Here is a 13461-nt window from a genome sequence, read left to right as displayed (position 1 = left end):
GTATGGCGACTGCCCCGCCCGAGCCCACGCCGCTCTCCCTCCCCCTCCTCCGCCGTGACCTCCACAGGAGCCCCTCATGCCGTTCGACACGCCCGTCGCACCCGCTCCGGCTGCCGTCCGGTTGCCGCTCTCGGTGGCCCAGCGTGACATCTGGACGGCACACGCCCTCGACCCCACCGGCGTGAAGTACAACGTCGCCGAGTGCCGCGAGATCAACGGTCCCGTGGACCCGGACCTGATGGCCACGGCCTGGCGCCGCCTCGTCGAGGAGGCGGACTTCCTCCGCACCAGCCGCTTCGAGGACGACGGCGAGCAGGTGTGGCAACTGGTCGACACCGACGCCGGAACCCGCACCCTGCCCTTCACCGACGTGAGCACCGCGGACGACCCCGAGGCCGAGGCCCGGCGGATCGTCGACGCACTGATCCGCGCCCCCTTCGACCTCACCGGCCGGCCGCCGGTCCGCTGCGCCCTGATCAAGCTCGCCGAGGACAGGTACTTCTACTTCTACGGATTCCACCACCTGGTCGTCGACGGCGTGGGCGTCTCGATGGCGCTCGCCCGGCTGATCGAGCTGTACGAGCAGGCCGTCGCGGGCGAAGCCTGGGGACCCTCCCCGTTCGGAAGCCTGCCGGAACTGCTCGCCGAGGACGCCGAGTACCGACGGTCCGAGGAGGCCGCCGCCGAGCGCGCCGCCTGGCGGGAGCACCTCGCCGGCGCCCCCGACGCACCCGCCGGCCTCGTCCGGGGCACCGGACGGGCGACGCCCGCACACGGCGGCCTGCCCTTCGCCCGGCGCAGCGTACGGGTCTCCCCGGCGGACGCCGACCGGCTCCGCTCGGTCGCCCGCGGCGAGCGCGCCACCTGGTCCGTCCTCCTCGTGGCCCTGTTCTCGGCCTACCTCCACCGCGTCACCGGACGCACGGAGCTGATGATCGCCCTCCCGGTCACCGGCAGGACGACCCGGCTCGCCCGCACCACCCCGGGCATGTCGTCGAACGTGGTCCCGCTGAGGATCCGGATCGACCCCGAGGACTCGCTCGGCGCCCTGGTCCGCTCGGTGGGAGCCGAGGTCAAGCACGGACTGCGCCACCAGCTCACCCGGTACGAGGACCTCTGCCGCGACGCCGGCGTCGTCGACGGCTCCCGGAGACTGGCCGCGCCCGTCCTCAACATCATGGGCTTCCACGGGGAGCTCACCGTCTGCGGCCACCCCACCGTCAACCACAACGTGAGCAACGGCCCCGTCGACGACCTCAGCGTCGCCGTGCTCGACCTCGGCGCCGCGAACGGCCTGCGCATCGACTTCGACACCCCCGTCGACGGCGTCGACGTCACCGCCGTCGCCGCACACCAGGACCGCTTCGCCGCCTTCCTCACCGCCGTCCTCGCCACGGAACGCCCGACCGAACGCGGCGTCGCCGACCTCGACGTCCTGTCGGAGGCGGAGCGCGAGCTGCTGACGGGCCGGTGGGCCGGGCCGGTGACGGACGTCGTGGACACCACGCTGGTGGAGCGGTTCGAGGAGCAGGCGGCACGGTTCCCCGACGGGGTCGCGCTCGTCGACGAGGCCGGAGAGGTCACGTACGCCGAGCTCAACGCCGCCGCCAACCGCTGGGCCCGCCACCTCCGCTCCCGGGGCCTGGGCCGCGGGGACATGGCCGGGGTCCTCCTCGAACGCGGGACCCGCTTCGCCACCGCCCTGCTCGCCGTCCTGAAGACCGGCGCCGCCCACGTCCTCCTGGACCCGGACTTCCCCGACGACCGACTGCGCTCGGCGGCGGCCGACGCCGGCATCAGCCACCTCGTCACCCGCCCGGCGCTCGCCGGACGCGTCGACGGCCCCTGGGCGACCCACACCGAGGCCCCCGGCGAACTCCTGTCCCACCACCCCGGCAACCTCGGCCTGCCGCTCCGCCCCGACGACCCCGCCTGCCTGATGTTCACCTCCGGCTCGACGGGCCGCCCGAAGGCCATCCTGTCCTCCCACCGCAACCTGGTGTCGACCCTGATCGGCCAGCCCTACCTCCCCACCGGCCCGGAGCAGGTCTACCTCCAGTGCTCACCCGTGTCCTGGGACGCGTTCAGCCTGGAGTTCTGGGGAGCGCTCCTCCACGGCGGCACGGCGGTCCTCCAGCCCGGACAGAAGCCCGAACCGGCCCTCGTGACCGAGCTGGCCCGCCGCCACCGCGTCACGACGCTCCTGCTGTCCGCCACCCTCTTCAACTACCTGACGGACGAACACCCCGAAGCCTTCGACACCGTCACCACCGCCTTCACGGTCGGCGAGGCCGCCTCCCCGGCGCACGTCCACAAGCTCCAGCGGCTCAGGCCCGGCATCACCGTCCTCAACGGCTACGGACCCGCCGAGGTCATGATCTACGCCACCACCCACACCGTCGAGCCCGGCGACGAACCCCACCCGGTGATCCCGATCGGCACCCCGCTGGTCAACAAGCCGGCCTACGTCCTGGACGCCCGGCTCGCCCTGTGCCCCCCGGGAGTGACGGGCGAGCTGTACGTGGCGGGCGAAGGCCTCGCCCACGGCTACCTGGGCCGGTCCGACCTGACCGCCACCAGGTTCGTCCCGAACCCCTTCGGCCCGCCCGGCAGCCGGCTCTACCGGACGGGGGACCTGGCCCGCTTCGACCGGGACGGACGCCTCCTGTACGAGGGCCGGGCGGACGACCAGATCAAGATCCGGGGCTTCCGCATCGAGCCCGGAGAGACCGAGGCCGCCCTCCTGACCCACCCGGCCGTCACCCAGGCCGTCGTCACCGTCCACGAGAAGAGACTGGCCGCGTATGTCGTCGTCGGCCGTCAGACGGATCCCGACGAGATCCGCCGGCACGTCGCCGAACGGCTGCCCGAGCACCTCGTCCCCACGTACCTCACCACACTCGACCGCCTGCCCGTCACACCCAACGGAAAGATCGACAAGCGGGCGCTCCCGGCACCGACGACGGTCCTGGGAACGACCCGCGCCCCGCGCGACGAGACCGAGGAGACCCTGTCCGCGCTGTTCGGCAGGACCCTGGAGCTCCCCGGCCCGATCGGCATCGACGACAGCTTCTTCGCCCTCGGCGGGCATTCGCTGCTCGCGGCCCGGCTGACGAACCACATCGCCGAGGCGTTCGGCGTACGGCTGACGATCCGGGACGTCTTCGGACGCCCGACGGTCGCGGGGCTCGCGGAACTGCTGGGCGGACAGACCGGCGTAGGGACCGTCCCGCCGCTGGTGGCGGGGGAGGGGGCGGGTGAGACCGCTCCGGTGTCGTTCGCGCAGCGGCGGTTGTGGTTGCTGGCGGAGCTGGAGGGGGACAGCGCGGCGTACAACGTGCCGATGGTGGTGCGGTGTGAGGGCGGGCTGGATGTCGGGGCGCTGGAGCGGGCGCTGGGTGATGTGGTGGGGCGGCACGCTCCGCTGCGGACGGTGTTCGAGTCGGTGGACGGTGAGCCGCGTCAGCGGGTCCTGCCGCCGGAGCGGGCACGTGTGGCGGTGGAACGACGCCGCGTCGAGGCCGGCGCGCTTGCGGGGGAGTTGGCCGCGGCGGCGGGTCGTGTCTTCGATCTGGCCACGGAGCTTCCTTTGCGGGCGGTGGTGTTCGAGCTGGGCGATGGCGTGGTGGTGCTGTCGTTGGTGGTGCATCACATCGCGACGGACGGTCTGTCGAACGCGGTGTTCTTCGGGGATCTGCAGCGGGCCTACGAGGCGCGTGTCGCAGGAGCCGGGGGCTCGGTTCTGGAGCCGTTGAGCGTCCAGTACGCGGATTACGCGGTCTGGCAGCGTCGGGTGCTGGGTGCGGCGGACGATCCGGGGAGCGTGCTGGGCCGGGAGCTGGGCTTCTGGCGTGGGGCGCTGGGAGGTCTGCCGGAGGAGCACGGGCTGAACCTGGACCGGCCGAGGCCGGCCAGGGCCTCCCACCGGGGCGGACAGGTCGAGGTCGGGTTCGGAGAGGACCTCTTCGAGCGGGTGGCCGCGTTCGCGCGGGCCGAGGGCTGCACGCCCTTCATGGTGGTGCACGCCGCCCTGGTCGCGGCCCTGACGAGACTCGGTGCGGGGACGGACCTGGCGATCGGTTCACCGGCCGCAGGGCGCGGCGAGCCGGAACTTCAGGATCTGGTCGGGTTCTTCGTGAACACGCTGGTGCTGCGGACCAGCAGTGCCGGCGACCCGAGCTTCCGTGAACTGCTGGGACGGGTGCGTACGGCGGACCTGGACGCGTTCGCGCACCAGGAGGCCCCGTTCGACCTGGTCCTCGAAGCGGTCAACCCCACCCGGAGCCTCTCGCGCCACCCCCTCTTCCAGATCAGCCTCGGCCTGGAGACCGACGGCGGCCCCGCCTTCGAGCCGAGCGGAGTCCGGACGGGCCCCGTGGAGAAGGTCTCCAGCGGATCCGCCAAGTTCGACCTGGAGTTCTTCCTCCGCTCCGACGACGAGAAGGAGCTGCGGGCCACCGTGCTCTTCGCGGCGGAACTCTTCGACGAGATCACGGTACGCCGGATGGTGACCGTCCTCGGTGAGGTGCTGACCCAGGCCCTCGACGAGCCGGACCGGCGCCTGTCGGACCTGGAGGTCCTGTCGGAGGCGGAGCGCGAGCTGCTGACCGGCCCGTGGGCGGGGACCGTCGCCGAGGTGGGCGACGCCACCCTCGTCGAGCGGTTCGAGGAGCAGGCGGCACGGTTCCCCGACGGGGTCGCGCTCGTCGACGGGGCCGGAGAGGTCACGTACGCCGAGCTCAACGCCGCCGCCAACCGCTGGGCCCGCCACCTCCGCTCCCGGGGCCTGGGCCGCGGCGACATGGCGGGTGTGCTCTGGCGTCGTGGAGCGGAGTTCGCGGCGGTGGTGATCGGGGTCCTCAAGACGGGCGCGGGGTACACGCTCCTGGACCCGGACTTCCCGGACGAGCGGCTCCGCTCGGCGGCGACCGACGCCGGCATCGGCGTCCTGGTCGCGGAGCCCGGCCTCGCCGACCGCCTCACCGGCCCCTGGGACACGGCCTCCTGCTCCTCCGAGCAGTTGGCGGACCTCGGCGGCGAGAACCTCGGCACGGAACTGAGCGCCGACGACGTGGCGTGCCTGATGTTCACGTCGGGTTCGACGGGCCGGCCGAAGGCCATCCTGTCGTCGCACCGGAACCTGGTGTCGACGGTGTCGGGCCAGTCGTACGGCAGGTTCGGTCCGGATGAGGTGTTCCTGCAGTGTTCGCCGGTGTCGTGGGACGCGTTCAGCCTGGAGTTCTGGGGTGCGCTGCTGCACGGCGGTGCGACGGTGTTGCAGCCGGGGCAGCGGCCGGAGCCGGTGTTGATCGGTGAGTTGTCCCGTCAGCACGGGGTGACGATGCTCCAGCTGTCGGCCAGCCTGTTCAACTTCCTGGTCGACGAGCACCCGGAGGCGTTCGAGACGGTGACGGTCGCCTTCACCGGCGGTGAGGCGGCCTCCCCGGCACACGTGCACAAGCTCCAGCGGCTCAAGCCCGGGATCAGGGTCGTCAACGGCTACGGACCGGCCGAGTCCATGGGCTTCACCACGACGCACACGATCGAGCCCGGCGAGGAGCCCCACGCGCTCATACCGGTGGGCTCGCCGCTGGTGAACAAGGCCGGATACGTTCTGGACACCCGTCTGAACCTGTGTGCGCCGGGTGTCACCGGTGAGCTGTATCTGGCGGGTGACGGTCTGGCCCACGGGTACCTGGGCCGGTCCGATCTGACGGCCACCAGGTTCGTCCCGAACCCCTTCGGCCCGCCCGGCAGCCGGCTCTACCGGACGGGGGACCTGGCCCGCTTCGACCGGGACGGACGCCTCCTGTACGAGGGCCGGGCGGACGACCAGATCAAGATCCGTGGTTTCCGGGTCGAGCCCGGTGAGACCGAGGCCGCACTTTTGACCCATCCGGCCGTCACCCAGGCCGTCGTCACCGTCCACCACGAACAGCTCGCCGCGTACGTGGTCACCGACTGCGGGACGGAGCCCGAGGAGATCCGCCGGCACGTGGTGGACAGGCTGCCCGATCATCTCGTGCCGACGCACGTCATCGTTCTGGAGCGCCTGCCCCTGACCCCCAACGGGAAGGTCGACAAGCGGGCCCTGCCCGAGCCGGCCCCCGTCGCCTCCACCGGCCGCGCCCCGCGCACCCCGCTGGAGGAGACCCTGCTCGCCCTCTTCGCCCGCACCCTCGACACCACCGCCGACCTCACCGTCGACGACGACTTCTTCCACCACGGCGGGCATTCGCTGCTCGCGGCCCGGCTGACGAACCACATCGCCGAGGCGTTCGGCGTACGGCTGACGATCCGGGACGTCTTCGGACGCCCGACGGTCGCCGGCCTCGCGGAACTGGTCGCCGGGCAAGGCGGGGGAGAAGCCCTCCCGCCGCTGGTGGCGGGGGAGGGGGCGGGTGAGACCGCTCCGGTGTCGTTCGCGCAGCGGCGGTTGTGGTTGCTGGCGGAGCTGGAGGGGGACAGCGCGGCGTACAACGTGCCGATGGTGGTGCGGTGTGAGGGCGGGCTGGATGTCGGGGCGCTGGAGCGGGCACTGGGTGATGTGGTGGGGCGGCACGCTCCGCTGCGGACGGTGTTCGAGTCGGTGGACGGCGAGCCGCGTCAGCGGGTCCTGCCGCCGGAGCGGGCCCGCGTGGCGGTGGAACGACGACATGTCGCCGCCTCCGAACTCGACGCGGCGCTGACGGAGCTGGCGGGTCGTGTCTTCGAACTGGCCACGGAGCTTCCTTTGCGGGCGGTGGTGTTCGAGCTGGGCGATGGCGTGGTGGTGCTGTCGTTGGTGGTGCATCACATCGCGACGGACGGTCTGTCGAACGCGGTGTTCTTCGCGGACCTCCAGCGGGCCTACGAGGCGCGTGTCGCAGGAGCCGGGGGCTCGGTTCTGGAGCCGTTGAGCGTCCAGTACGCGGATTACGCGGTCTGGCAGCGTCGGGTGCTGGGTGCGGCGGACGATCCGGGGAGCGTGCTGGGCCGGGAGCTGGGCTTCTGGCGTGGGGCGTTGGCGGGGCTTCCGGAGGAGCACGGGCTGAACCTGGACCGGCCGAGGCCGGCCAGGGCCTCCCACCGGGGCGGACAGGTCGAGCTCGACCTCGGGGAGGACCTGTTCGCACGCATCGCGGTCCTCGCCCGCTCGGAGGGCTGCACGCCCTTCATGGTGGTGCACGCCGCCCTGGTCGCCGCGCTGACCCGCCTGGGTGCGGGGGCCGACCTGGCGATCGGCACCCCGGTCGCGGGGCGTGGCGAGCGGTCGTTGCAGGATCTGGTCGGGTTCTTCGTGAACACGCTGGTGCTGCGGACCAGCAGTGCCGGCGATCCGAGCTTCCGTGAACTGCTGGGACGGGTGCGTACGGCGGACCTGGACGCGTTCGCGCACCAGGAGGCCCCGTTCGACCTGGTCCTCGAAGCGGTCAACCCCACCCGGAGCCTCTCGCGCCATCCGCTCTTCCAGATCTGTCTGGGACTCGAAGTGGGCGGCGTTCCGGAGCTGAGCCTTCCCGGCGTCCGTACCGCCGAGGTCTCCGGCCTGGTGAACGGGGCGGCGAAGTTCGACCTGGAGTTCCTGCTCCGCTCCGACGACAGCCGGGGCCTGCACGGCGCGATCGTCTTCGCGGCCGAGCTGTTCGACGAGGGCTCGGTGCGGCGCATGGCGTCGGTGCTCGGCCGGGTGCTGGCCCAGGTGCTCGACGATCCCGCCCTGCCGCTCTCCTCCCTGGAGGTGCTGTCGGGCTCTGAGCGCGAGCTGTTGACCGGCCCGTGGGCGGGGACCGTCGCCGAGGTGGGCGACGCCACCCTTGTGGAGCGGTTCGAGGAGCAGGTGGCCCGCCGCCCGGAGGCGACGGCACTGCTCGACGGGGCCCGCGAGGTGTCGTACGCGGAGCTGAACGCGATGGCCAACCGGTGGGCCCACCACCTGCGCGCCCACGGCCTGGGGAGAGGCGACATGGCGGGCGTGCTGTTGGAGCGTGGGGTGGAGTTCGCCGCGGCGGTCGTCGCCGTGGTCAAGGCCGGGGCGGGGTACACGCTCCTGGACCCGGACTTCCCGGACGAGCGGCTCCGCTCGGCGGCGACCGACGCCGGCATCAGCCACCTCGTCACCGCGCCGGCCCTCGCGGGCCGGGTCGACGGGCCGTGGCAGACCCACACCGAGGCCCCCGGCGAACTCCTCTCCCGCAACCCCGGGAACCTCGGCCTGCCGCTCGGACCCGATGACTCCGCCTGCCTGATGTTCACGTCGGGTTCGACGGGCCGGCCGAAGGCCATCCTGTCGTCGCACCGGAACCTGGTGTCGACGGTGTCGGGCCAGTCGTACGGCGGGTTCGGTCCGGATGAGGTGTTCCTGCAGTGTTCGCCGGTGTCGTGGGACGCGTTCAGCCTGGAGTTCTGGGGTGCGTTGCTGCACGGCGGTGCGACGGTGTTGCAGCCGGGGCAGCGGCCGGAGCCGGTGTTGATCGGTGAGTTGTCCCGTGAGCACGGGGTGACGATGCTCCAGCTGTCGGCCAGCCTGTTCAACTTCCTGGTCGACGAGCACCCGGAGGCGTTCGAGACGGTGACGGTCGCCTTCACCGGCGGTGAGGCGGCCTCCCCGGCGCACGTGCACAAGCTCCAGCGGCTCAGGCCGGGTATCAGGGTCGTCAACGGCTACGGGCCGGCCGAGTCCATGGGCTTCACGACCACGTACACCGTGGAATCCGACGACGTGGTGATCCCGATCGGCTCGCCGCTGGTCAACAAGGCTGGATACGTTCTCGACGCACACCTGAACCTGTGTGCGCCGGGGGTGACCGGTGAGCTGTACCTGACCGGTGACGGCCTCGCCCACGGCTACCTGGGCCGGTCCGATCTGACCGCCACCCGTTTCGTACCGAATCCCTTCGGGGCGGCCGGTGAGCGGTTGTACCGGACGGGGGACCTGGCCCGCTTCGACCGGCACGGGCGGCTGCACTACGACGGGCGGGCGGACGACCAGATCAAGATCCGTGGTTTCCGGGTCGAGCCCGGTGAGACCGAGGCCGCGCTCCTGACCCACCCGGCCGTCACCCAGGCCGTCGTCACCGTTCACCACGAACAGCTCGCCGCGTACGTGGTCATCAGCGACCGGACGGACTCCGAGGAGATCCGCCGGCACGTGGCGGACCGGCTGCCCGAGCACCTCGTCCCCACCCATCTCGTGGTCCTCGACCGTCTGCCCCTGACCCCCAACGGCAAGGTCGACAAGCGGGCCCTGCCCGAGCCGGCCCCCGTCGCCTCCACCGGCCGTGCCCCGCGCACCCCGCTGGAGGAGACCCTGCTTGCCCTCTTCGCCCGCACCCTCGACACCACCGCCGACCTCACCGTCGACGACGACTTCTTCCACCACGGCGGGCACTCCCTCCTGGGTGCCCGTCTCACCAACCACATCGCCGGGGCCCTCGACGTCCGGCTCACCATCCGCGACGTCTTCCAGCACCCCACCCCGGCCCGGCTCGCCGAGCACATCGAATCCCTGAAGGCCGCGCCGGCGAGGAAGGCCCGTCCCGCCCTCCGGCGCCGCGCCGAGACCGAGGCGGTCACGACCGGGACCGCCGCTCAGACCGCCACCGCGACAGAACGGATCAGCTGATGAACACCTCCCCGACCCCCGCCCCCGAGGACGTCGTCTGGGACCTGCCGGGCGACCTGCCGCACCGCCTGTCGCTGCTCGTGCTCCCGCACGCCGGAGGCAACGCGCACGCGTACAGCGCCTGGCGCGAGCACCTCCCGGCCGACGTGCGGCTGCTCGTCGGCCAGTACCCGGGGCGCGGCGCCCGCTTCAGCGAGGACCTGCCCGAGTCCGTCGACGACCTGGCGCTGCCCGTGGTCGACGCGCTCCCCGCGGACACCGGTGACCTGGTGGTGCTCGGGCACAGCATGGGCTCCCTGGTCGCCTTCGAGGTGACCCGCGCCCTGCAGGCCGTCGGCCGCACCCCGCGGGGCCTGATCGCCTCCGCCTGCCGGGCGCCGGTGCTGCCCAACCAGTGCCCGGTGCACCCGGAGCGGCTGGACGACGACCAGCTGGTCGCGGCCATCAAGGAGCGCGGCGGCACCGACGACGGCATCCTCGACGACGAGGAGCTCCGCGAGATCGTCCTGCCGTCCATCCGCGCGGACTTCGCCATCGACGACGCCTACCGGTGCACCGCCCCGGCCGTACGGCTCGACTGCCCGGTCGCGGTGTTCGGCGGGGACGCCGACCCGATCGTCCCCGTCGACATGCTCGACGGCTGGTCCCTGGTGGCCGGCCACCCGGTGGTGCCCCAGGTGCTGACCGGCGACCACTTCTACTTCCAGCAGGACCTGCCCGGTTTCTTCGCCCGCCTGAACCCGGTCCTGGAGACCCTGCACGCCTCCGCCCCCAGCAACGCCTGAATTTCCGTCAACTTCCCTGCCCACCGAGGCATTACGAGGAGACCACCATGACCACGTACGCCCAGAGTCCGGCCACCGCCGGCATCACCGTCGTCCGGGAGCCCGGCAAGCCGGCCCTCGTCGAGACGCCCGCCTTCGACACCATGGCGGAGGCCACCGCCTGGCTGTCGGACCGGCTGCCCGCCATCCGGGCCGAACTGCACCGCTCCGGCGCGGTCATGCTGCGCGGACTTCCGGTGACGGACACGGAGACGTTCGCCGAGGCGCGGGACGCGCTGATCGCCCGGCGCGCGGGCTACAAGGAGAAGGCCACCCCGCGCAGCGACTTCGGCGAAGGGGTCTTCTCGTCCACCGACCTCCCGGCCGCCCAGGCGATCCGCCTGCACAACGAGAACAGCTACACCCTGGACTTCCCCGGCGTGCTGCTCTTCGGCTGCGTCACCGCCCCCGAGACCGGCGGCGCGACCACCGTCGGCGACATGCGCCGGGCGCTCGCGATGCTCCCGCGGGACCTGGTCGACCGGTTCGCCGAGGCCGGCTGGCTGCTGGTCCGCAACTACTCCGACCTCGCGGGGATGCCCTGGCGCAAGGCCTTCTCCTCGGAGGAGCCGGCGGGTGCCGAGGAGTACTGCGACGCCCACGCGATCGGCTACGAGTGGCTCGACGAGGACACCCTGCGCACCCGGCAGCGCCGCTCCGCGATCATCACCCACCCGGTGACGGGCGAGCGGTCCTGGTTCAACCACTTCGCGTTCTGGAACGCCCGCAGCCTCGACGAGGACGTCCGCGAGGTCCTCACCGACACGTTCGGCACGGACGGCCTGCCCTTCGACACCCGTCTGGGCGACGGCACCGCCCTCACCGACGCCGAGGTGGACGCGATCAACGACGTGTACCAGGCGGTCACGCTGCGGGAGAGCTGGCAGGCCGGCGACCTGATGCTCGTCGACAACATCCTCTGCGCGCACGGCCGGGAGTCGTACACCGGCGACCGGAAGATCCTCGTCGCCATGGGCGAGCCGGTACGGCTGTCCGACTGCTCCCCGACCACCGCCCCCTCCACCACCCTGTACGGAAGGTGAGCCCGCCATGACCGCCGTCCTCCCCGAGCGCCCCGCCGCCGCCCCTGCCGTTCCCGCCCTCCCGGCCGTCGCGGACCCCTGCGCCTGCGGCACCTGCGCCGCCGCCGGTACCGGAGCGGCCGACCTCCTCGCCCGGCTCGCCACCGCCCCCGGCGGGCGCACCGCCGTCGTCGCCGGCGACGACCGCCTCACCTTCGACGAGCTCCGCGCCGAGGCCGCCGCCGTCGCCGCCCGGCTCGCCGCCCTCGGCGTCGGCCCCGAGAGCGTCGTGGCGCTCTGCCTGCCCCGGGGCGCCGCCCTGGTGACCGCGATCATCGGCACGCTCACCGCCGGCGCCGCCTACCTGCCGGTCGATCCGGCGCTGCCCGCCGACCGCCGCCGCTACCTCGTCGAGGACTCCGGCGCCGACCTGGTGGTCGTGGACGGTGCGGATGGCTCTCCGGCGCCCGGCGTCCGGGCCGTGACGGCCGCCGAGCTGACGGCCGCCCCGAGCGACGGCCCCGCCCCGGCCCCGTACGCGCCGGTCCCCGTCACCGCGGACACCCTGGCCTACGTCATCTACACCTCCGGATCCACCGGCCGCCCGAAGGGCGTGGAGATCGGCCGCGGCGCCGCCTCCCTGCTGCTGAAGGAGCTGGAGGAGGCGGGCGCCGCCACCGGCGAGGGGCGCAGGGTCGGCTGGAACGCCTCCCCGTCGTTCGACGCCTCCGTGCAGCAGTGGACGCGGATCTGCCGGGGCGACACCCTCGTCATGATCGACGAGGAGACCCGCCGCGACCCGTCCCTGCTCGCCGCCTTCGTCGACGAGCAGGCCCTCACCGACCTGGACATCACCCCCTCGCACGCCGACCCCCTCCTCGACCTGCTCACCGAGGACGGCGGCCCGCGCCCGCTGACCCTCCTCGTCGGCGGCGAGGCGATCAGCCCGGCGCTGTGGGACAGGCTCGCCGCCGCCCACCGCTCCGGACTGCTGCGCGCGCTCAACGTGTACGGGCCGACCGAGTGCACCGTCGACTCCACCGCCGGCTGGATCGACGGGCCGGGGGAGCCGCACATCGGCGCCGTCCTGCCGGGGCTCCGGATGCGCCTGCTCGACGAGAAGCTCGTCCCGGTCGGGCCGGGGGAGTCCGGCGAGCTGTATCTCGCGGGCCCGCGCGTGGGCCGTGGCTACCGGCGTCGGCCCGGACTGACGGCGGAACGGTTCGTCGCCGACCTCGCCGAGGACGCCCCCGGTGGCCGCATGTACCGCACCGGCGACCGCTGCCGGCTGCTGCCCGACGGCCGGCTCGTCTACCTCGGCCGCGCCGACGGCCAGGTCAAGCTGCGCGGACACCGCATCGAGCTCCCGGAGATCGAGGCCGCCCTCACCCGGGTCGACGGTGTCGCCGAGGCGGCCGTGATCCTCGGCGAGGACGCCGGCGGCACCGCCTGCCTGATCGCCTACCACCGGGGCGGGGACGCCACCGCCCTGCGTGCCGCGCTCACGGAGGGCCTGCCCTCCTACATGGTGCCCAGCGCGTTCGTCGCCGTGGACCGCTTCGCCACGACGCCCAGCGGCAAGCTCGACCGGGCCGCGCTGGCCGCCCGACTCGAAGCCCCGGCGGAGACGGAGGCCGAGGCCGCCGGCGCCGAGGGCTTGAACGGCCGGGCCGAAGAGCTGATCGCCCGCGTGTGGACACAGGTCCTCGGCGCCGCGTCGATCGGCCCGGACGACAACTTCTTCAAGCTCGGCGGCCACTCCCTGCTCGCCATCAAGCTGGTCTCCCGCGTGCGGAGCGAACTGTCCGTGGCGCTCCCGGTCAAGGCCGTGTACACCCACCCGCGACTGCGCGACCTCGCCGCCCACATCGAGGAGCTGTCGGCCGCCCGGGATGCCTGACCGCGGTCCGTCCCCGCACCGCGGTCCCCGTCTGCACCGCGGTCCGTCCCGCCCCCGCGGCCCCTGTCGCCGGTCCACCCGCCCGCCCCCGCCACCCACGAGGAGCAGCAA

General features: G+C 73.0%; 4 protein-coding genes. All 4 read left to right on the top strand.

Annotated features, from left to right (window positions below; translation table 11 throughout):
* Positions 1-76: 76 nt before the first annotated feature.
* Genes ACIGW4_RS16390 through ACIGW4_RS16375 form a run of 4 tightly spaced genes read left to right on the top strand, consistent with a single transcriptional unit; the run spans position 77 to position 13350 of the window.
* Entirely contained in the window at positions 77-9604 is a 9528-nt protein-coding gene (locus ACIGW4_RS16390; RefSeq protein ID WP_399581072.1) for an amino acid adenylation domain-containing protein, read from the top strand.
* Positions 9604-10389, top strand: a complete 786-nt coding sequence (locus ACIGW4_RS16385; RefSeq protein ID WP_123458295.1) for a thioesterase II family protein — start codon at positions 9604-9606, stop codon at positions 10387-10389. Before ACIGW4_RS16390 ends, ACIGW4_RS16385 begins: the two co-directional genes overlap by 1 nt.
* 47 nt (positions 10390-10436) lie before the next feature.
* Positions 10437-11471, top strand: coding sequence for a TauD/TfdA family dioxygenase (locus ACIGW4_RS16380; RefSeq protein ID WP_399581069.1), 1035 nt, complete (start codon positions 10437-10439; stop codon positions 11469-11471).
* A gap of 7 nt (positions 11472-11478) precedes the next feature.
* Positions 11479-13350 (top strand): amino acid adenylation domain-containing protein, encoded by a 1872-nt coding sequence (locus ACIGW4_RS16375; protein ID WP_399581067.1) that lies wholly within the window; start codon positions 11479-11481, stop codon positions 13348-13350.
* Positions 13351-13461: the final 111 nt, after the last annotated feature.

Origin of the sequence: Streptomyces sp. NPDC053513, assembly GCF_044544765.1 — a bacterium.
In the GTDB taxonomy this organism is placed as follows: domain Bacteria; phylum Actinomycetota; class Actinomycetes; order Streptomycetales; family Streptomycetaceae; genus Streptomyces; species Streptomyces litmocidini.
Note: the sequence above shows the minus strand (reverse complement) of the source record. Positions and strands in the feature narration are given on the sequence as shown.